The organism is Thioclava arctica (assembly GCF_040892615.1).
Lineage (GTDB): Bacteria > Pseudomonadota > Alphaproteobacteria > Rhodobacterales > Rhodobacteraceae > Thioclava > Thioclava arctica.
Map to the genome: position 1 here is coordinate 229,823 of NZ_JBFRYC010000005.1, position 21,388 is coordinate 251,210.

Annotated in this window: 14 protein-coding genes; all 14 read left to right on the plus strand. The window is 56.3% G+C overall.

The window, feature by feature from the left end:
* Positions 1-708: 708 nt before the first annotated feature.
* The 14 genes from AB4874_RS10925 (at position 709) to AB4874_RS10995 (ending at position 21,383) form a co-directional block, all read left to right on the plus strand.
* Positions 709-2,481, plus strand: coding sequence for a site-specific integrase (locus tag AB4874_RS10925; protein ID WP_368392006.1), 1,773 nt, complete (start codon positions 709-711; stop codon positions 2,479-2,481).
* A complete protein-coding gene (locus AB4874_RS10930) occupies positions 2,471-3,868 on the plus strand; it encodes a hypothetical protein (protein WP_368392007.1) in 1,398 nt (465 codons plus the stop codon). Before AB4874_RS10925 ends, AB4874_RS10930 begins: the two co-directional genes overlap by 11 nt.
* Positions 3,869-4,236: 368 nt before the next feature.
* The gene (locus AB4874_RS10935; protein WP_368392045.1) at positions 4,237-4,770 is read left to right on the plus strand and encodes a DUF6634 family protein; all 534 of its coding nucleotides are present in this window, start codon (positions 4,237-4,239) and stop codon (positions 4,768-4,770) included.
* 92 nt (positions 4,771-4,862) lie between these two features.
* Positions 4,863-5,621 (plus strand): metallophosphoesterase, encoded by a 759-nt coding sequence (locus AB4874_RS10940; protein ID WP_368392008.1) that lies wholly within the window; start codon positions 4,863-4,865, stop codon positions 5,619-5,621.
* 355 nt (positions 5,622-5,976) lie between these two features.
* On the plus strand, positions 5,977-9,888 hold the full coding sequence (eruA, locus tag AB4874_RS10950) for an NACHT domain-containing antiphage protein EruA (RefSeq protein ID WP_497030845.1): 3,912 nt from the start codon (positions 5,977-5,979) through the stop codon (positions 9,886-9,888).
* Positions 9,889-10,366: 478 nt separating this feature from the next.
* On the plus strand, positions 10,367-11,446 hold the full coding sequence (locus AB4874_RS10955; protein ID WP_368392011.1) for a tyrosine-type recombinase/integrase: 1,080 nt from the start codon (positions 10,367-10,369) through the stop codon (positions 11,444-11,446).
* A 611-nt stretch (positions 11,447-12,057) separates the two neighbouring features.
* Positions 12,058-12,321, plus strand: a complete 264-nt coding sequence (locus AB4874_RS10960; RefSeq protein WP_368392012.1) for a hypothetical protein — start codon at positions 12,058-12,060, stop codon at positions 12,319-12,321.
* Positions 12,322-12,336: 15 nt separating this feature from the next.
* Positions 12,337-13,956 carry a peptide ABC transporter substrate-binding protein gene (locus AB4874_RS10965; protein WP_368392013.1) on the plus strand — a complete coding sequence of 540 codons (1,620 nt, stop codon included), beginning with the start codon at positions 12,337-12,339 and terminating at the stop codon, positions 13,954-13,956.
* Positions 13,957-14,023: 67 nt separating this feature from the next.
* Complete coding sequence (gene oppB, locus AB4874_RS10970; protein ID WP_295533040.1) at positions 14,024-14,947, plus strand: oligopeptide ABC transporter permease OppB; 924 nt, start codon at positions 14,024-14,026, stop codon at positions 14,945-14,947.
* A 22-nt stretch (positions 14,948-14,969) separates the two neighbouring features.
* Complete coding sequence (locus AB4874_RS10975) at positions 14,970-15,872, plus strand: ABC transporter permease (protein WP_438273472.1); 903 nt, start codon at positions 14,970-14,972, stop codon at positions 15,870-15,872.
* A gap of 1 nt (position 15,873) precedes the next feature.
* On the plus strand, positions 15,874-16,842 hold the full coding sequence (locus AB4874_RS10980) for an oligopeptide/dipeptide ABC transporter ATP-binding protein (protein WP_368392015.1): 969 nt from the start codon (positions 15,874-15,876) through the stop codon (positions 16,840-16,842).
* Positions 16,839-17,852: an ABC transporter ATP-binding protein gene (locus AB4874_RS10985; RefSeq protein WP_368392016.1), complete on the plus strand. Its 1,014-nt coding sequence runs from the start codon at positions 16,839-16,841 to the stop codon at positions 17,850-17,852. Before AB4874_RS10980 ends, AB4874_RS10985 begins: the two co-directional genes overlap by 4 nt.
* A gap of 145 nt (positions 17,853-17,997) precedes the next feature.
* Positions 17,998-19,965, plus strand: coding sequence for a bifunctional 2',3'-cyclic-nucleotide 2'-phosphodiesterase/3'-nucleotidase (locus AB4874_RS10990; protein WP_368392017.1), 1,968 nt, complete (start codon positions 17,998-18,000; stop codon positions 19,963-19,965).
* A gap of 173 nt (positions 19,966-20,138) precedes the next feature.
* A complete protein-coding gene (locus AB4874_RS10995; RefSeq protein ID WP_368392018.1) occupies positions 20,139-21,383 on the plus strand; it encodes an efflux RND transporter periplasmic adaptor subunit in 1,245 nt (414 codons plus the stop codon).
* Positions 21,384-21,388: the final 5 nt, after the last annotated feature.

Sequence of the window (21,388 nt, forward strand, 5' to 3'; positions counted from 1 at the left end):
AATTTAGGGGGAATCCAGCCTAATCCACAGGAAATACACCACTTAAGCATTTTGTGGCTTCACTCGAAAACTGTTCGTTTGAGATAATGAAGCTATGAAAAAGAATGCGATTATATCATTGGGAGCGCGTGCAGCATCCCTCGAGGAGATGGCTCAATATATGAGTCTGTCGCCGCCAAGCGCACGCAAAGTTCTAACGAATCTTTGCTGTGCAAAACTGCCAGGGAACCGTTTTGATAAAGTGGATTTTTGGCGTCGGATCTGGCGATTTCGCAGTATCCCGATTGAGGCCGAAAGCGAGTTATCAAGGCCACTTCTAACAGTTGAAGACATAGCTAAAATTTCTGGCGTCGACGAACATACAATTCGCCGCGCGGGAAATAGGAGGGATCCTCTCTGGTGTTTACCAATGCACGTTGATCTTGGACCGAGAACTCGCCGCTACCTACCTGCACACATCGACGCCTGGTGCCGCCATGAACCGCTCGCGGCTTGGTTGGAGCCACAATATGGCGCGATACGAGCACCGCCAAGGCGCGGGCATAGGGACCGCGAAGCACATTCATTCTGAGCTTAGCTCTGCAGCTTTACGAACAGAATAGAAAATAGCGGACAAAATGACGAACACCCATGATCTTTCGGCGTGTGAAAAGATAGGGGTGTTCGTCATTGAAAGTTAAATTACGAACAATTTGAAAAGTAACGAACATGAAATATGAAACCAAAAAAACTATCGGGCACTCTACAATGTCAGACGTTTTCGTGTGGTTGAAAACAGATCGAGTTTATTCTGATGCAACCATCGTTGACTATTCCTCCCAGGTCATGAGGACCAAGTCCTTGGCAAACGAGAATGACCTCAAGAACATTCCTGCAGACTTGCAAGCCTTTGAAAATAGGTTCCCTCGGAATAAAAGATTCCCCAATGAGTTTAGGTCCGTTGACGCCTATTGGGCTTGGCGAAAGAAAATGATTTCAATCCTGCGCGGCTTTCACGGAATACACGCGGCGAAGAAGGAACGTAAGGGTCGCATAGACGCGTGGGCAGAGTTTATAGAATATGCGGCGGCGAATGTTGGCGTAGGAACGGGGTTGCTTCCACAAACATTGATTCCTATCCACGTCCTGATCGATGTCGCGCGAGAAGAAAACATTTCACCCAAGGAAGTTACAAACGAGTGGCTGTCGCAGAAGTATCAAGAAGTTTCTAACATCGCTCGTCGTAGCGCCTTATCCAGGGCGGTAGATAATATTAATGTGTTGAGAAGTCGATCTCCAAAAATTGACAATATTTTCTTAACGGAATCACTTCGCAATCCGAAAAAAACTTTGAGAGCAAAAAACATAGGACTTTCAGGACTAATCAAGCAAGAAATCGATGCATTGATCGAATTGCATTGTCGAGGAATATTGGATCCTATTCTAGAAGAAGAGATTGGTGAAAAAAGTGCATCCACCAAGGCTGTCTACTATGCCGCGCTAGTAAAGTATATCGACTCTGCGATACGTTGCGGCGCTCTCACGAGGGACACAGCGCATCTTCGCCATGCTTTTGAGAAAACGGTTTTCATCCCGACGATGCGGTCCTGGATGACAGAGGCAGACAGCTCTCGAAAAATTTCGGATCGCTCGATTTTCCACTACACGCAGTGCCTCCTCGGCCTCGCGACTACACTCAGTGTAGGCGATGTAAGCTTCATTGAGGCGGCGCTCACGGGCAATCGGATCATACAAAAAGGACGCAAGGATTCGAAAGTTATGCCGCTGAAAACCCGCGATTTTTGCGAGAGGTTACTACGGAATAGGGATCTGGAACTGAAATTCCTATCTAGTCATATAAATTTCCAAAGACAAGCAAATGATCTGATCGAAACCGATCGAAATTTTTTCGGGAGGGAGACCAAAATAATTCAGCTTGGTTGCTTGGCTGCGTTTTCGGCGATAGCTCTCTGGTCCGTTCCTCTTCGGATCTCCAACATGCTCAATTTGCGTCACTTGGGGCCTGAGCCGAATTTGATTCAACCTGCGAGACGCAAGGGAGAATGGCACCTTCTTCTCAAGGCGGAAGAAGTGAAAAACCGCCGAGACATCAAAGCGCCGATCAGTGACGGCCCAACGAAAGCACTAACAGTTCTCAAATGGTATTTGGCTGAGATTCGTCCACGAATTCCACTCGCAAACGAATCCAACTATTTTTTCTGCGGTTTCCGTGGTCCATCGTTATCCGCCGGGAGCATGAGAAACTGGCTTCTCGAGCATTCATCGAAGCTCGGCATCCCTATGGATCCCCACAATTTCAGGCACGGATTGGCAAGCCTTTATCTCAGATCACACCCGGGTGAATACGCGCAAGCTGCAACTCTGCTGTGCAATACGGAGGCAACAGTTCGACGTCACTATGCGTGGATCGATAGTGAGGCCGAAATGAGATCAGTGCAAGAAGAACTCATCCAGATCGGAGGACTTAAAAATGCCCGCTAAAACATCGCTTTCCAAACCACAGTTGGCGCGATTGGGTGACATTGTTGCCGAGCCATGTTGGCACGGCATGGCTTCCATTGATCAAGTGAAAGATGCAATCTCAGATGGCGTGTTCAGACTCTATGATTTTTACCAGTTGGATAGGATACTTAAGCGTATGCCACGTGATGTGGGCTTTTCAGCGAATGCAGCCGACATTGCGGAATACTGCACAGATTTGCCGACCTATTATTTACGAAACGCTCGACGCGTCGTGTGGCTACTGATGCCCGAGCTGCCTTTTGAGCGCGAAATATGTAAGGCGATTGCCACACGAAAGCCGCCTGCCAAGAAATATAAACCTCGCGATCGAATATTCTCGGTTGCTCCCGATGCGTTGCCCCAAGACTGGCATCGAGCACTTGCCGATATGGACGCTGGGAAGTTGGGAGTGAATGGTCGCGTTCCGGCACCGTCGCTAATAACCTCTACGAGGATAAAGCTTACCGAGCTTGTCAAGGCTACACTGGACGCCAAATTAGAAGAAAAATTGACTGTAGAAGCTACGATCGCATACGAAAAATCGTTGCTCAATCGAAAGAGGAAGCTATCGAAGGTCACATTGCACTCGTCAATCCGGCAGGTGAGAGATTTCGCCAGATATATCGGCGCTGATCGTGACGTGATTGAACATCTCGAATCGAGAACTCGCCTGCATGAAAATCGTGCAGCGCAGTCGCTTCCACAGAAAGTTGCGAAAGTTTTGGCACTGCCGAGCTATGAGGAAATCTTCGGTCGGGCGTTCGATTTGCTTGGTGAAGCTGCGCAAACCTGCAATCCACGAGATGCTCAATCGCGCCGCAACATGGCCGTAGCGCTCACTTTGTTCTGCCCGTTCCCCCTTCGCGTGGCCGATACCATGATGCGCTTTGGTGAGGAAATCCTTCTTAACGAACATGGCTACCAACTCAACCTCGTTATTAGCAAGAGCGGCCGCAGATTTCGGGCTCCCGTTCTGGAAGAATTTGCTTACTTTATCGATCAGCTGATCTTGCAAGGTTTAGGCGATGAATATCTTGCAGATAAGCGTGAAGAATGCTTCGCTGAGAAGCGGCTTCTTTTCGTAAAGCATGACGGGACTGCTCCAGATCCAAGATATGTCAGCGCGCTGTGGCACGAAGCGTTGGGAACGGGGTGTCACGCGGCGCGAACCAAGTTGCATGATGAGTTCGCCAGTCTTGGAGCGCGAGGCGTTGAGCTAGCGATGCGCGCTTGCGATCATCGCAGCGAAAGAACCGCTGAATTTTATCGCACCCAAGCGTTTCAAAAACTCTCAATTGAACGCATACATGCGGACACCAGGTCGAGAATTTTTGATGCTGAGTGGAAAGAGTATTTCGAAGTCTAGGCAGTTGCAGTCTGGGTCGAGCTCTGCCTCAAAGTTGGTTCCGCCTGACCATAATGTCGCCAACTTTTGGGCTGAGGGCGCAGGCAGCTCAGACCTGCCATTCTGGGGCAACGCAACACTCCGTAAAGTCGCTTGTTCCATTGGCATGGGGGTGAATACCGCGAGTCCCTATTTGAAAAGGCGTGCGAAAAACGGCTTTGAGAGCCGTCGTGTGGCCTTCTGAGCCAACCAACTCAAGGGACTCGCCTAACAATCGCATCATGCGAAAAATAAACTGTTTGTTTTCAATATCTTATGTGTTTCCAAGGCGTGCAAACAAGAGTAACATCCACCCAACAGTCCCTCCACCCAAGGATGACACTGCCGCCATGACAGCCTCGAGACCCACCCGCGCCATACAACCCTACCTCAAACGGATTGAGCTCCTGCACTCTCTCAGGGGCCGAGGCTCGGATTTCGACAAATTGAAACGGCACATCCGAGAGGATCCTGCCCTGAGCCCCCTCTATCAGACCCATCTTTCTGTGATCGCGCCGAAGGATAAGGGCTTGGCTGAAACGTGCGGCGTCTTCGAAATCGTCAGCTTTGAGGATTGGATCATTAGCCTCAGCACATCCAACCCCTCGATTGAGGATCTTGCGGATGCCCCCCTTCTTCAAAGGTGGTGCCCGATCAAGGAAAGTGGTGTTCCCTTGCTTGTCGGACAAGTCTCCGGCCACCCGCATCTGCGCGAGGGCGCGCGCGTCCGGACGTCGCCTCTCATGAACATGCAACCTGCTAAGGGTTGGGCCCGGAGTTGCAATCGGTTCTACAATCTCGGTGAACGTGATGACGGGTTCTTGGCGGAACTTCGCAAAGACGGACGCCTCGCACCGAGTGCGCATCGTCTTGATCCCTTCTAAGGCGAGTTCTGAACCGCGCCGTGGTGAAGGGGATCAACAGCCCATCGCGCACAAGACCCGCCAGCCCTGTCCTTGAAGTCGTGGAAACAATCATGACCAACACGCTAATCCTCGCCGACCTGCATCTCGACCTCTGGCATCAGGCGGGCGTCAACCCGCTCGACCAGATTGATTTCGACGGTGTCGAGTTGTTGATCATCGCCGGCGATCTGACCAACAAACCCCGGGTGCGGTGGAAACAGGCCTTCGATTTGATCGGAGAACGTATCTCGCTGGATCGCGTCCATGTGCTTCCGGGCAACCACGACTATTACGACTTCCGTCTGGATGGCGATGACCGGCTTGCCGAGATTGCCCTGACAGCCGGCGCCAAGTTCGCGCAGAAATCCGTGATCACCTACGGCTCCACGCGCTACCTGTGCTGCACACTCTGGACCGATATGCGCGCAGGGGCTGGAACGTTGGAAGAGAATGCAGCCGAGGCTGCGCGGGTCATGAACGATTACCGCTATATCCGGGTCGCGCATGCGGGCTTCAGCAAGGCGCGCCCGCTCGACACGGTTGCGCTGCATCGTGAGCATGTCGCCTGGCTGGAGGCGCAGTTGTCAGAGCCGTTTGCAGGTGAGACCGTCGTCGTGACCCATCATGCGCCCCATCCTTTCGCACTGTCGCCAGGCGGACCGGTGCCGCAAGCCTATGCCTCGGACCTGAGCGATCTAATCAACCGCTTCCAGCCCGATCAATGGCTGTTCGGGCATACCCACTTGGCAGCAGAGTTTCAGATTGGAACGACCAAGCTGCGCAATGTCTCGGTGGGGTATCCGGCGAAAGGTGCAACTGGGCGTAGATAGCTATGATGGTGCCGCGGAGATTCCTGCCAAACGCGAGCCGCCCGACGCACACATTTGCCCAACAGTTTCCTCCTACAGGATCGTCGCTCTCGGCCCGTAGCCGCCACTCGTTGCCCCAGCCAACGCCGCAGCGCAGCTTCATCAAAGCAGACGTTGAGCAATATAGATGCAAACGCACCTCTATTCCGTGCTGTTCCTAAGACAGGGGAACAACTATAGTGTATTAAACGTGTGAATTAGCGAAAAGAATTCGAGTAGAGGGCTACACATTCCGGGCGAGTTTCACATTCCCCGCAGGCTCCGCGATGGAGACACGATCATCCCGGAAGCCGAGCTTCTGGCATCCCCCGGAATCGTGATCCTGCTTGCTGAACCCGGTGCGGGGAAAACTGCGCTCCTGGGTAGCATTGCTGATCGGGTCGGGGCTGGTCGCATCCGAGCCAGTGCTTTCCGCCCGAGAGCGCAAAGCACTGGCTCGACTTTGGTAATCGACGCCTTTGATGAAGTGGCGCGGATCGGTGAAGCGCGCGTCTTCGATATCTTGCATCAAATCCGCGATGCTGAACCGGATCGAGTCCTGCTCTCCAGCCGATCTGGCGAATGGGAAGATGCGAAGACCCGGCTCATAGGCGACCTTTTTGGGGTTGATCCGCATGTGGTTCGTCTCGTCCCGCTGGAGACTGACGAACAGCGGCGGCTCTTCGATCATCTTCATGCCGACTGGTCATTCGACGCATTCGCAGAGGATATAAGCCGGTTTGACCTCCATCACCTGCTCGGCAATCCAGAGTTTCTGCGTCTGTTCGCCGGAGCCTACGTCGAGGCCGATGGTCACCTTCCCTCACGCTCAGTCGTCTTCACGCTGGCAATCGAACACCTTGCCAGGGAAGTAAACCCAAACGTGATTGCAGCAGGTGCGCCAGCCCGACACAGACGAATTGTCTGGGCGAACGAGACCTTTGCGAAACTTCTCCTGTCAGGAGCAGACGGTGTCGCAGTGGGAGACATCGCCGAAGACGACCTGCATCCGCAGTTTGAAACAATAGGGCTCAATGGCGACGGTCCGGTATCCACTCTATCGACCAAGCTTTTTCGGCCCGGAACTGCAGCCAATCAGCACGAACCTGTGCATAGGATCGTTGCCGAATACGGCGCGGCGCGGCACCTCGTTGGTCTCATCGACGACCCTGCTGCGCGGTTAAACCTGTCGCGCTCGATGGCGCTCATCGCTCCGAACGGTGTGGTGCGTGATGATTTGCGTGGTTTGTTGGGATGGATGGCGGCGCAAGGCTCGCAGGCGGTTCAGGACGCCGCCATTGAACTCGATGCCTATGCGGTATTATCGAATGGTGATCCGTCAAGACTGACGTCGGCCTCTCGCATCGCTCTGCTTGGTGCCTTGTCCGCGCTCAACGCGGACGACCCCTACTTTCGGCGAAGTGACAGATGGCGCACGTTCCGCGCATCGGGTTTGTTCACACCGGATATACTGGAAGCCCTCCGGCCAATCCTCGCCTACGAAGATGACGGACATCTGCGGGAGCTTTTACTCGAACTGCTGGTCGGTTCTCCGGTCGTGCCTGATCTGCGAACCGAGCTCGAAGCCATCTTGTTTGATGCGGAAGCAGGCATAGGCGCGCGTCTCGATGCCCTTTCCTGCCTCTTGAACGATGACCGGCACGACCAAACCAACACGCTACAAAGGCTTATTGCCAACGGCACATCCGACGCACTCAGGCTCTCATCAGAAATCTTGATGTTCCTCGGTCCCCAAGCCCCTTATGCCGAGGTCCTCGCCACACTCAGAGACGGGGCTTCGCTCTACCCAACAGAGGGGGGGCGTCGCCGTTCCAGGACCTTCGAAGAGCGGTATTTCCTGAAGCGCCTCACGCGCGAGTTTAATCAGGAGACATGTGCCAGGCTGCTCGACGATCTGACAGCCGGGTTGCAGTGCACGTGCGGCAATGACCGGCATGCCTGCCATTGCCGGGATGGGGTTAGTAAGATCGTGGGAATGATTCTCGACCGCTATTTCCAGTTGTTTGCAGGACCTCACGACCCGGACCAAATTTGGGGCTGGGTCCACAATTTGCACTATCACAGTCAAATGGGTGCGGGGCAAAGCCGCGCGGTCGAAGCGCTACAGAGGGATGACACCCTGAGAAGGGCGCTACATGCTCGGGCCTTTGCAGGGCTCACCGACCGAGACGAGATATTCAACGTGATGTTTGATGTGATTGGACACTACGGTCACTCAGGCTTGAGCCTGTGTGAAGGCGACGACCGCCATCTGGTAGACCTCGCTTTCCAGAACGATAACCCGGCTTTGTGGGGCCGTTTCGTCAGCGGCCACCGCTACTATGGGGAAACGTCGACCCGGGGCCCTGACGAATTTCGGCGTTACTGCCGCGAGCAGACACTTGAGAAGCCTGTTTTCATGAGAGAATGGGCATGGTTGAACCGGGCAAGACACGAGAGTTGGCGGAAACAACGACCGAGGCACTATAGATTTGAGGCACGTCGCCGACGACGCGAACGGCGGATTGAAGCTGCCAACATGGCCCTCTTTTTTGAAAATAGGGACTCAATTGAACGTGGCGAACACGTTGGATGGACCCACAGTGTTGCTCGCGCCTACCTAATTCAGCCCGACGATCTGCCTAAGGTCACCCATGGCCTTTTCGACCCTGTAACCACCCTTCGGCAGAGCCTCATAAACCTGTCCAATCGCTGCCCAACGATCGGGGAAGTTGGTGCAGGAGGTGCCGAAGGCTGGGTTCAGATCTTTCTTGCTGGTGCTCTCGCCGAGTATCGGGCTTCCGGCACTCTGGAAGCGGTGGCGCCGGAGGTTTTGCATGCAATCCTACCGGACACAGGCGGATACAACACCTACGCTGAAGGTGAGCATGAGGCGTTTCATGCCGAAGTGCAGCGACAGGTCCAACTCGCGCCCCATGAAAGTGAGACCTATGCGCGGGCGTATCTTGAACCTTCGCTCCGAGCAGCAAGCGGGTTTTGTGATCTTCATATCCTGCACCGAGAGCCTACGCTCAATCACCTGAGAGCCACACTTCCGCTTGAATGGCTTCAGCGATTTTCTGAGCTCCCGCTCCAAACCCTCGAGTCACTCTTCGATATGGCCGCGAGTTTTGGAGACCGCGACGTCCTCTTGGCGTCGATCCGTGACCGCTGTGTGGGCCTGGACGAAGGGGTTTTGCCCCACAGGCTCGAAGAGCAGCGGCAATTCTGGTTCTTGCGCGATTTCTGGTTTGCCCATGACATCAATCCGGCGGTCTGGGCCTACATAGCTCGTGATCCGGACCTTGTTTTTTGGTTCGAGCGCCGTCGGGACCGCGGTCGAGATGGGGAAGGAATTTGGTCGACGATGTCCGCCGCGAAGATCGAGCTGATTCAGCTTGCCTATCGGCCTCATTGGCCTGTCGTTCCTCTTCCATCAAGTTGGGGCACTGGCAGCCCGAAAGGAGAGACCGCTTATCGATACCTAAGAGAATCCGTTTGGCAAATTGGCCGTGATGAGCCGAACGCGGCATTGCCGACAATCGAAAGACTTCTCACACAAGATAGCATGGCTCCCTCCTACAATGATCTTCGTAGCATGCGCGCAGAGCTTCGTCGTAGATCAGCAATGGCGACTACGCGTCCGGGACCGGCTGAGGTCGCAAACTTTATCGACGCAGGCTTACCAGCCAGCGTCGAACAAACGCGCACTGTGGTTATGGAGCTCTTCGACGAACTGCAGAGAGACGTCTTGGCGGGTCACACTGGGCTCAGAGATCAGTTTTACGATGGTGGCGTTCGGCTGAATGAAGTCCGGGGTATGGCGCGCGTCGCGGCATGGCTGCGACCCCGTTTGGCACCTATGGATATCCATGACGTGGTGGAGCATCAACTCGAAGAGCGAAACAGGTGCGACCTCACAGCGACGCGCATGGTAAATGGCGTTCCGCGGATGCTCGTCATTGAGGGCAAAGGCCAATGGCACCGAGATCTTTTTGGGGCAGCTGCAACGCAATTGGCGGATCGATACGCCATGCATCCGGACGCTGATGAACAGGGAGTCTACCTTGTTCTTTGGTATGGCCCTCAAGACGATGTCGCGGGATCAACACGTCACGACTATCATTCCGCCTCAGAGCTTCAAGCTGCAATCGAAGCGCATTTGCCAGACGATTTGCGAGGTCGGATCGATGTTTTCGTGCTGGATGTTTCGCCGCCAGGCGAGGCATCTACCTCGGCCAGCTCTTAAAGCTGAGGAAATTATTGAGCCCTGACAAGGTTTGTGGATGAATGTCTGCTCTGGCTGCGGCCATTGTATCTCTCGTTTCTGCAGCGAAGTTCCGCTTACCGAGGTGAATCTTGAAGTTAGCGAACTTGTCACCGATGTAGACAGGCCAAGCAGCGTCGCCGTCGTGATTTTCGCGCTTCATGACGGAGAGGCAGCTGCGCCCTTCATCAGCGGCAACCGCTGCGATTGTTGCTGCTTCGATAGCTTCGTCATTGTCTTCATCCTTTGGTTTCCTAGGAGGGCCATTCCATCATTGCAATGCTACTAAACTTTGGCATGCACATAGATCCTTCAAGAAAGAAAAAACCCAATATGGTGTTTTTATTCAATACTTCTTGCCTTGCGGAACGAATAATCCGGAGGAGCATTGATATTTACTGCAGGGGAGTTCCCGCATATGCATCCATGCATGCATTGTTTATAAAATTGGAGTTTCAGCATGGCAGAGCGAAACGCGCGCGCACCATATCTCACTTGGCCGAAGGGCAAGGATTGCTGGCAAATCCGTTCGGGCGGGCAATACAAATCGACTGGCACGAAAGATCGGCGCGAAGCTGATCTGCGGCTTTCCGAGTTTATCATCGCGCAAGCATCGGCACCCATGAAGCGATCGAAGAATCTTAAGGCGACACTCGCCGAAGCGCTCGATATCTACGACGCAGAACGGCAGAAGAAGAATCCGACGACATGGCGCAAAAAATGGCAATACGTCTCAGCAATAGTGCGGCGACACGGCGGCAAGTTCTACCTCTCCGCGCTAACGCTACAATGGGGGGAATGGTATGAGACAGAACGGCGCTTTGAGGGCGTCGGAGATGCCACGATCCGACAAGAAATGCAGCTGATTTTGTCGGCTTTCCGACTCGCTCGATCTAGCACACACAGGCTCACTGATTTGCCAGATCCCGAGTTTGATTTGCCACCAGCATCAGAGCCACGAGATTGCTGGATCAACAGGGCAGAGGCGGACCGTCTCATAGATGCGTGCGAGCTTGAGCACATCGAGATATTTGTGCGCATCGCCCTGGCGACGGCAGCGCGGCATGAAGCAATTCTTGAGCTTCGATGGCGTGATGTGGATCTCGAGCGCGGCGTTATCGATTTCAGAGATGCGCGGCGCAATGACGAAGTGAAAGTGGATGAGCGCGGCCGCAAGACAATGCCGCGTAGGAAGCCACGGGCATCTTGCCGCGTGGAAGGTGTCCTGCTCGATAGGCTAATCGATGCAAAAGGCCGGTCAGCGTCAGAGTTCGTCATCGAATTCGGCGGTAAGGGGATCGGATCGATCAAAAGAGCTTTTCGCGGGGCGGTCAAAAGCGCGGGGCTAAACCCGAGCGAAGTCACGCCGCACACGCTCAGACATTCTGTGATCACCTGGCTTATGCGCGACGGGCAAAATGTTGAAGACGTCGCGGCCTTCGCAGGGCACAAGGATAGCCGCATGATTTTGAAGGTTTACGGACACCATCATCCTGATTTTCAGAAATCTATTTCAGGCTCGCTGGCGAGGTCGAAGTGACGACTCGCAAGGGAGTTACCTGATTACCACCGGTAATTTTTGCATCAGAAATGCCTCTACACGAGCTTTACAAACGAGGAACATATAGCTTTTCAGGACAGTGCGGAATTGATGAAAAGTTCACATTATTAGTTCAAAAACAAGTATTTGCGCAAATTTTTTTTAGGAAGCCCGCCAGAGATCGCACCCTTGGTAAGGGAGAGGTCGAGAGTTCAATCCTCTCTCACAGCACCATTCACCCCCCTGATATTAGAGAAAGCTCTTGATTGCAGGGGCTTGGTGCCGTTCTGATTGCCGGGTATGGCGCCAGAATTGGGGGGCGTGGCGGTAAAACGGCGTTGCTGGAAAGTGAAACACGGCTGCTCCTGCGCGTGGGCATCTGCTCTGATGGCTCTTTGGCGGTAAGGCGTGGTTTTCCAGCATTTTCCCTGATCGCGACGGACGTGACGGCTGTGATCTGTTTTTATGATCGACGATGCCTGACGAGCGCGAACAGCAAGTAATCGGGTAATGAGGCGCGCTTGCAGAAGATGATGCCGCTTCAGTCTGTCTTCTCTGGGGCAGCCTTTCGACCACCAGAATGGATAGCGTCATCAGCCGAGGGGGATGGTATGCTGCGCCAGGGTTTGAAATATTCCGTCAAAGTCAGCGAAGCGCTTGCCGATGGCCCGGCATTTCATTGCTCGACCAGCGGCATTTGCGCAAGTTTTGGGAAAAGTTTTACCTTTGTTCGCGCGCCGCTCTCACATGAATGTTACAAGCGCAACGTCAGTCTTGCTCTCTTATCCATGATCGCTCTTGATGACGCATCAACGAGAAAGCCGGACTGTTGCAGGGGCTATAATTTGGACATTGCGCGCAAAGCCGGACCCTGAATCTGGAGGTATTCCTTGAAACCATTCATCGCGATTTCCGCCATAGCCCTTATGTTGGGCGGCGCAGCACCCGTTTTTGCCCAGTCTAGCCATGTTCCCGCTGGCACCAAGCTCGCCAAGGATCAAAGCTTCACCTATTGGTTGCAAGATGACCTCAAGACGCTGGATCCCGATCTGAGCACATCCAAGGACGGCAATGACGTTCTTCAGCAGATGTTCGACGGGCTGTATCAGCAAGATGATCACGGCAATCTTGTGCCCGCTATGGCAGAAAGCTTTGACGTCTCTGATGACAAGCTGACCTATACGTTCCATCTGCGCGACGAGAAATGGTCCAATGGCGATCCGGTCACGGCGCAGGACTTTGTCTACGCCTGGCAGCGCCTTGCCGATCCCAAGACCGCCTCGGAATACGCGTGGTATATTGAACTGATGCAGGTCAAGAACGCGCATGACGTGATTCAGGGCGACAAGCCGGTGAGCGATCTGGGCGTGAAGGCGCTGGATGCCCACACGCTGCAGGTCACGCTGGAAACGCCGATCCCGTATTTCCGCCAGATGCTGGTGCTGTCCTCAACTTTCCCGGTGCCCGAGAAGGTGGTGAAGGAATATGGTTCCGACTGGACCAAGCCCGAGCATATGGTTTCGAACGGTGCCTACACGCTGAAAAGCTGGAAGATCGGCGAAAGCATCGAGATGACCAAGAACGACAAGTATTGGGATGCGGCGAACACGACGCTGACCGATCTGAAGTTCATCCCGATCCAAGACCTCAATCAGGCGCTGACGCGCTATCAGGCGGGCGAGCTGGACTTTGTGCAGACCCCGGCGGGTCAATATCCGCGCCTCAAGGATGAATATCCCGATCAGGCGCATGCTCCGCCGCGTTCCTGTGTCTATGCCTATCGCTTCAATGTCGGCCCGAACGGCCCGGAGGCGCTGAAGGATGTGAAGGTGCGTCAGGCGCTGTCATATGGCATCAACCGTGACATCATCATCGACAAGATCCTCAAGGGTGGGCAGAAGCCGGCCTATAGCTGGACCCATTGGGCGACCGCAGGCTTCAAGGCCCCCGATATCGCCTATGCGAAATGGACCGATAAAGAGCGCATGGATAAGGCCCGCGAGCTGCTGAAAGAGGCAGGCTATGGCCCCGATCACCCACTCAAGCTGCGCATCATGTATAACACCTCGTCCGATCACAAAAAGATCGCGATCGCGGTGCAGCAGTTCTGGAAACAGCTGGGTGTCGAAGCCACGCTCGAGAATTTCGAGTGGAAAGTCTATCTCGACAAACTCAACACGCAGCATGATTTCGACGTGGCACGCACGGCTTGGTGTGCGGACTATAACGAGGCCTCGACCTATCTCGACGTGAACACCTCGTGGTCGGATCAGAACTCGGGTCAGTGGTCGAACGCTGAGTACGACAAGCTGATGAAGGACTCCAAGACCGCAGCCGATCCGCAGGCCGATTACACCAAGGCCGAGCAGATTCTGGCCACCGACATGCCGCTGGCACCGATCTATGACTATTCGCTGCCGATGCTGCTGAACGCGCATATCAAGGGCTACCCGTTCGATAACGTGCAGCTCAACTGGTACGCGAAAAACATGTATCGCACAGCCAAGTAAGCTGAGCATCAGGAAACAGGGCGGGCCACATGTTTGGCCCGCCCGATGAATTTCCGAGGTAACCTTCATGATCGTCTACATTCTCAAGCGTCTGGCCATTGCGGTGCCGACGCTGCTGGTGCTCATCATCGCGAGTTTCTTGCTGATGCATGCGGCTCCCGGCGGGCCCTTCACTTCCGAGCGACAAGTGCCCCCGGAAGTGCTCGCCAATCTCAATGCGAAATACGGGCTGGATCAGCCGCTGTGGAAACAGATTGCCACCTACCTGTCCAACGTGGTGATGCATTTCGATTTCGGGCCGTCCTTCACCTACAAGGACCGTTCAGTCAATGACATCATCGCCCAAGGCTTTCCGGTCACGCTGACCTACGGGTCGCTCAGCTTTATCGCGGCTGTGCTGGTGGGCGTTTCGCTGGGGGTGACGGCGGCGATCAAGCGCAACTCGTGGCTCGATTATTTCGCCGTGGGGATTTCGATCGGGGCGCAAGTGCTGCCGAACTTCGTGATGGCGCCAATCCTGGTGCTGATCTTCACGCTTACGCTGCATTGGTTGCCCGGTGGCGGTTGGAGCTTTGACGATCCGCGCTTTTGGATCATGCCGGTGGTGGCGCTCTCGACCTCGTATATGGCCTCGATCGCGCGGATCACGCGCAGCTCGATGCTGGAGGTGTTGAATTCCAACCACATCCGCACCGCGCGCGCCAAAGGGCTGCCATCGCGCAAGATCATTCTGCGCCACGCGCTGAAACCTGCCTTGCTGCCGGTGATCTCGTATTTGGGCCCGGCCTTCGTGTCGATGATCACCGGGTCGGTCATTGTGGATGTGTATTTCACCACTGGCGGGATCGGCAAAAGTTTCGTCGATAGCGCGCTCAATCGCGATTACGCGGTGATGATGGGAATCACGATCCTGCTGGGCACGCTGACCATCCTGTTCAACCTTGTCGTCGATATCATCTACGGATGGATCGACCCGAAAATCCGGTATTGATATGGTCATAGATCAAAGCAAGATGGCCTCTCTGGCCGAGGCGACCTCGCGCGAGGATGTGGCGGGGCGTTCGCTTTGGGCCGATGCGCGCAGGCGGTTCTTTCGCAATAAGGCAGCGATTTTTGGGCTGGGGTTGCTGATCTTCGTTGTGCTGTTTGCGCTATTTGGCAACTGGATCGCAGCGTGGAACAATTCCGACATTGATTACAACGTGATGGGCGATGTGGCCTTGTCGGGGCCGTCCTTTGCCAATGGCCATTATTTCGGCGTTGACGATCTGGGGCGCGATCTGTTTGCCCGCACCGTTCAGGGCACGCAGATCTCCCTGCTTGTGGGGGTGATCGGCTCGCTCATCGCGGTGGTTGTGGGCACGGTTTACGGCGCGGTTTCGGGCTATTTCGGAGGCCGCGTTGATGGGTTCATGATGCGCCTTGTCGATATCTTGCTGGCGATCCCTTACATGTTCGTGCTGATCTTGCTGCTGGTGATTTATGGCCGCTCGATCGGGATGCTGTTTGTCGGGGTTGGCCTGATTTCATGGCTTGAGATGTCGCGCATCGTGCGCGGGCAGACCCTGACGTTGAAGAACCGCGAATATGTCGAGGCCGCGCGCGCCATCGGGGTGCCCGCCCTCACCATCATTCGCCGCCATATCCTGCCCAACCTTGTGGGCGTGGTGGTGGTGTTTGCGACGCTTCTGGTGCCGCTGATGATCCTGACCGAAAGCTTCATCTCGTTCCTCGGGCTGGGCGTGCAAGAGCCACAGACCTCGCTCGGCGCGCTGATCTCGGAAGGGGCGGGGACGATGAATTACGGCACGCTTTGGCAGCTCGCCTTTCCGCTGTTTTTCTTCATCATCACCCTGTTTGGGTTTTATTTCGTAGGGGACGGGCTGCGCGATGCGCTTGACCCGAAGGAGCGCTGATATGGCTTTGTTGGATGTGCGCGATCTGAACGTGCGTTTCGCCACCCAAGAGGGCGCGGTGCATGCGGTCAACGGGGTGAGCTTCGCGTTGGAGGCGGGCGAGACGTTGGGCATCGTGGGCGAAAGTGGCTCGGGAAAATCGCAGCTCGCGTTTTCGATTCTCGGGCTTTTGGCGGCCAATGGGCGCGCCAGCGGCTCGGTCGCGTTCGAGGGCCGCGAGATTTTGAACCTGCCCGAAACGCAGCTCAACAAAATCCGCGCCGACCGGATTGCGATGGTGTTTCAAGACCCGATGACCGCGCTCAACCCCTATATGCGGATTTCGGACCAGATGGCTGAGACGCTGATGCAGCACAAAGGTCTGTCCAAGCGCGATGCCGTGGCGCAAGCGGTGGTGATGTTGGATGCGGTGAAAATCCCCGACGCCAAGAACCGGGTGCGGCTGTTCCCGCATGAGTTCTCGGGCGGGATGCGCCAGCGCGTGATGATCGCGATGGCGTTGCTGTGCAAACCCGATGTTCTGATCGCGGATGAACCGACCACCGCGCTGGATGTGACGGTGCAGGCGCAGATCATGGACCTGCTGGGCGAGCTGCGGCGCGAGTTGGGCATGGCGACGGTGTTGATCACACACGATCTGGGCGTCGTTGCTGGCTTTTGCGAGCGCGCGATCGTCATGTATGGCGGCCAAGTGATGGAGCAATCGCCGATTGATCCGCTGTTTGCGCAGCCCACGCATCCTTACACGCGCGGGCTTCTCGCGGCCCTTCCGCGGCTGGATGCCAATAGCACGATGACCCCGATCCGGGGAAATCCGCCCAACATGACCGGCGCGCCGACCGGCTGCCCGTTCTGTCCGCGTTGCGATTTCGTGGAAGACATCTGCGCGGTGAAAATGCCCCCGCTCACTACGTTCGGGGCAGGGCGCGCGCGCGCCTGTCACCGCCCCATTGAGGAGGTCGCCGCATGAGTGCTCCATTGATTGAGGCCCGTGATCTGCGGGTGACGTTCGACATTCGCCGCGCCTCGGATCTGCCGTGGGCCACGCCGCCAAAGCTGCGTGCCGTGAACGGCGTCAGCTTTGCGCTGGAGGAAGGCAAAACGCTGGGCATCGTGGGTGAAAGCGGATGTGGCAAGTCCACGCTCGCGCGCGCTTTGATCCGGATGTTGCCCGCCGAGGGGCAGGTAATCTGGCAAGGCGAGACCGATCTGGTGCCGCTGGGTCCGCGCGCGATGCTGAAGCACCGCGCTGATATTCAGATGATCTTTCAAGACCCTCTGGCGTCGCTTGATCCGCGTATGACGGTGGGTGAAATCATCGCCGAGCCGCTGCGCACGCATCGCCCCAAGATGGGCCGCAAAGAGCGGCGCGAAAAGGTGCGCGCGGTGATGGAAAAGGTCGGGTTACTGCCCAACCAGATCAATCGCTACCCGCATGAGTTTTCGGGCGGTCAGTGTCAGCGCATCGGGATTGCGCGTGCGCTGGTGGTCGAGCCGAAACTACTGATCTGCGATGAGCCCGTCTCGGCGCTGGATGTGTCGATTCAGGCGCAGGTAATCGCGCTACTCGAAGATCTGCGCCGCGATCTGGGCCTAACGATCATTTTCATCGCCCATGATTTGTCGGTGGTGCGCCATGTCTGCGACGAGGTGATGGTGCTCTATCTGGGCGCAATGATGGAGGCGGGGCCGACCGAGAAACTGTTCACCGCGCCCCAGCATCCCTACACGCAAGCGCTGCTATCGGCCGTGCCGATCCCCGATCCGGTGGTGGAGCGCGCCAAGAAACTGATCGCGCTTGAGGGCGATTTGCCAAGCCCCCTCAATCCGCCTTCGGGGTGCCCGCTGCGTACGCGCTGTGCGCGCGCAACCGAGATTTGCGCGACCACCCCGCCAACCGCGACGATTGAGGGGCGCGAGGTGTTTTGCCATCACCCCGGCCCCGCGCCCGAGTTGCAGGCAATCTTGGAACATGGCTGAAAAAAGACGCGGGCGGTTTAACCGCCGCCCGCTCACGCCGATTTGTGCCACGCGACAGAACAGGGTTTGTCCGAACGGTCAAAACGCTGTTACGATCCTACGATAGAGCGCTTCGACAAGAAGCCATTTCTCGGAGGTCATCCCAATGTCGTTGTTTTCACGCCGCCAATTTCTGCTTACCAGCACCGCCGCGAGCGGCCTGGTTCTGGTGCACCCGTTCACCGCAAAGGCGGCTGCGGGGCAGGCCCATCTGCGCTTGCTGTGCACGACAGATATTCACTGCCATATCCGTCCCTATGATTACTACGCCGACAAGCCGGTCGATACGGTGGGTCTGTCGCGCACCGCTACCCTGATCGAGGGTGTGCGTGCCGAAGCCGCCAATACGATGACGTTCGACAATGGCGACTACATGCAGGGAAACCCGATGGCCGATTACATCGCCTATTCCAAGGGGATGAAAGAGGGTGACACCCATCCCGTCATCGCGGCAATGAATGCGTTGGGCTATGATTGTGGCACGCTGGGCAATCACGAATTCAACTACGGCATGGATTTTCTGGTCAAGGTGAATGCCAAGGCGGGCTTCCCGATGGTCTGTGCGAACTTTGCCCATAAGCTGGGGGCGAACCCGCGCGACGATGATTTGTACATGCTGCCCTATACCATTCTGGACAAGGAACTGGTGGATGGCGCGGGCAATAAGCTGCCCATTAAGGTCGGCGTCATTGGCTTTGTGCCGCCCCAGATCATGCAATGGGACCGCAGCCATCTTGAGGGGAACTACAACACCCGCGACATCGTAGAGGCCGCCCGTGCCTGGGTGCCCCAAATGCGCGATGACGGGGCAGATATCATCGTGGCGCTGGCCCATACGGGCATTGATGCCGGGCCCCAAAGCGACGGGATGGAGAACGCGGCCCTCTATCTGGCTGGTGTCGATGGGATCGACGTGGTGATCACGGGTCACCAGCACCTGAACTTCCCCGGCAAGGACTTTGAGGGCCCCGGCATTGATAATGACAAGGGCACTTTGATGGGTAAGCCGGCGGTGCAGGCGGGGTTCTGGGGGAACCATATGGGCCTGATCGACCTGATGCTGGAACAAGACGGCGGCACGTGGAAGATCGCGACACATACCTCTGAAATCCGCCCGATCTTCAAACGCGGCGAGGATCGCTCGATCACGCCACTGACCGACGATTATGGCCCCGTTCTGCACAGCTCGGATCAGGTGCATGAGGCGACGCTGCAATATGTCCGCGCCAAGGTGGGCGAGACCACCGCGCCGCTTTATTCCTACTTCGCGTTGGTGGCGGATGATCCTTCGGTGCAGATCGTGTCCAACGCGCAGCTTTGGTATGTCAAACAACTGCTAGAGGGCACGCCCGAGGGCAAGCTGCCGCTTCTCTCGGCAGCGGCCCCGTTCAAGGCGGGCGGACGTGGCGGCCCGGAATATTACACCGATGTTCCCAAAGGCCCGATCGCGATCAAGAACGTGGCGGATCTGTATCTCTATCCCAACACGCTGCAGGCGGTGAAGGTGACCGGCGCGCAGGTCAAGGATTGGCTGGAACGCTCGGCGGGGATGTTCAACCAGGTGGCGGCGGGCGCAAAAGATGTGGCCCTGCTCAACCCGGATTTCCCCAGCTACAATTTCGATGTGATCGACGGGGTGACCTATCAGATCGACATCACGCAGCCTTCGAAATTCGGTAAGGACGGTGATGTGGTGAACCCCGATACGAACCGCATCGTCAATCTGCAATTTGGCGGCAAGCCGATTGATCCTGCGGCCGAGTTCGTGATCGCCACGAACAACTATCGTGCCTCGGGGGGGGGGCAGTTCCCCGGTGCTGATGGCTCGACCGTGATCTATCGCGCGCCCGATACCAACCGCGATGTGATCGTGCGCTACATTCACGACAAGGGGACGATCAGCCCGCAGGCAGATGCCAACTGGTCCTTTGCTCCGGCGGGTGGTGCGACGGTTTTGTTTGAAACCGGCCCCAAGGCGCAGGCCTATCTCGAAGATGTGAAGTCGCGCGGACTTAAGATCGAACCTGCCGATGGTGGCGAGGGTGGCTTTGCGCGCTACCGAATTACGATCTAAAATATATGAAATCAATGACTTGAAGGGGCGCATTGCGCTCCTTCTTGCGTTTGGCCTGCATGCGTTCGCTCAAATAGGATCGGCAGTAATCTGGCGGCGGAAGTTGCGCGTACTATCGTAAGAATAGCGTGCAAGGCCAGTATCATATTGGCGCAGACAGGGAGTGTGAGTGGATGGTGATCGCCTTGAGGCACGCGCGTGGCATCACACTGATGGCAGCACTGACGATCGTGGCGACGCAGGCGATGGCGCAGGGCTTTCCGGGGGCTGGCAGGGGCGGACCGACCGAGGTCGGGGTGATGGCGCTCAAGACGCAGGATGTGCCCTATATCGTGACCTTGCCGGGGCGCGCAGTCGCCTATGAGCAGACCGATATTCGCCCACGCGTCAACGGCCAGATCAAATCCATCGACTATGATGCCGGTCATCGGGTGAAGACGGGCGATGCGCTGTTTCACATCGACGATGACACCTATCAGGCCGCGCTGAGTGCCGCGCAGGCAGAGCAGGCCAGCGCACAAGCCAATGTCCAAGCCGCTCAAGCCCAGGTGGATCGCTATACCAAGCTGGAAAAGACCTCTATTTCGGTCAGCGATCTGGAAACGGCGAAGGTGACGCTGGCGCAGGCCAAGGCCGCGCAGTTGCAAGCCAAGGCCGATCTGCAAACCGCGCAGCTTGATCTGGACCGCACAGTGATCCGCGCGCCGATTGATGGAATTCCCGATGTGGCGCAGGTCTCGGTCGGATCGCTTGTGACGGCCAATCAAACCACCGCGCTCACCACGGTGACGCGGCTGGACCCGATCTATGTCGATGTCTCTGAAAGCTCGGCGCGGATCATGAAAGTGCGCCAGCGCATCGATAAGGGCACGCTGACGCGCGGCGCGCAGTTGAAAGTGTCGCTGCTGCTTGAGACCGGGGAAGATTACGACCGCACCGGCACGCTGATCAGCCCCGGTGCCACGGTTTCCGCGACAACCGGGACGGTTGATTTTCGCTTCCAGTTCGACAATCCGAACCGGATGATCCTGCCCGGCCAATTCCTGCGCGCCAAGATCACTTTGGGCAATACGCAAGCGATCCTTGTGCCCCAGCGCGCGACCACGCGTCAGGGGGATGGCTCGCTTACGGCGTTTGTGGCCAGCGATGGCAAGGCCAAGAAGGTCACGCTGACCACTGCAGGCACCTATCAAAACGCTTGGATCGTGACCGATGGGATCAAAAGCGGGGAAGCGGTGATCCTAGATGGGCTCAAGAATCTGCGCGATGGCGCCGAGGTGAAAACCGTGCCCGTGACGATCAATGCGCAAGGGGTGGTGAAGGACGCAACGCCCAACAGCCCTGACGCCTCGACCAAAACCGGGAGCCGCGCCAATGGCGCCACCGCCACCCCGGCCAGCGCCGCAAAAAGCGAGTGATCCCA

Excerpts from the sequence above, each read along its gene's own strand:
- AB4874_RS10940 (WP_368392008.1), top strand. The coding sequence starts at position 4,863 with ATGACCAACACGCTAATCCTCGCCGACCTGCATCTCGACCTCTGGCAT.
- AB4874_RS10960 (WP_368392012.1), top strand. The coding sequence starts at position 12,058 with ATGCTGCGCCAGGGTTTGAAATATTCCGTCAAAGTCAGCGAAGCGCTT.
- AB4874_RS10975 (WP_438273472.1), top strand. The coding sequence starts at position 14,970 with ATGGCCTCTCTGGCCGAGGCGACCTCGCGCGAGGATGTGGCGGGGCGT.
- AB4874_RS10925 (WP_368392006.1), top strand. The coding sequence starts at position 709 with ATGAAATATGAAACCAAAAAAACTATCGGGCACTCTACAATGTCAGAC.
- AB4874_RS10990 (WP_368392017.1), top strand. The coding sequence starts at position 17,998 with ATGTCGTTGTTTTCACGCCGCCAATTTCTGCTTACCAGCACCGCCGCG.
- AB4874_RS10955 (WP_368392011.1), top strand. The coding sequence starts at position 10,367 with ATGGCAGAGCGAAACGCGCGCGCACCATATCTCACTTGGCCGAAGGGC.
- AB4874_RS10980 (WP_368392015.1), top strand. The coding sequence starts at position 15,874 with ATGGCTTTGTTGGATGTGCGCGATCTGAACGTGCGTTTCGCCACCCAA.
- AB4874_RS10935 (WP_368392045.1), top strand. The coding sequence starts at position 4,237 with ATGACAGCCTCGAGACCCACCCGCGCCATACAACCCTACCTCAAACGG.
- AB4874_RS10930 (WP_368392007.1), top strand. The coding sequence starts at position 2,471 with ATGCCCGCTAAAACATCGCTTTCCAAACCACAGTTGGCGCGATTGGGT.
- oppB (WP_295533040.1), top strand. The coding sequence starts at position 14,024 with ATGATCGTCTACATTCTCAAGCGTCTGGCCATTGCGGTGCCGACGCTG.
- AB4874_RS10985 (WP_368392016.1), top strand. The coding sequence starts at position 16,839 with ATGAGTGCTCCATTGATTGAGGCCCGTGATCTGCGGGTGACGTTCGAC.
- AB4874_RS10995 (WP_368392018.1), top strand. The coding sequence starts at position 20,139 with ATGGTGATCGCCTTGAGGCACGCGCGTGGCATCACACTGATGGCAGCA.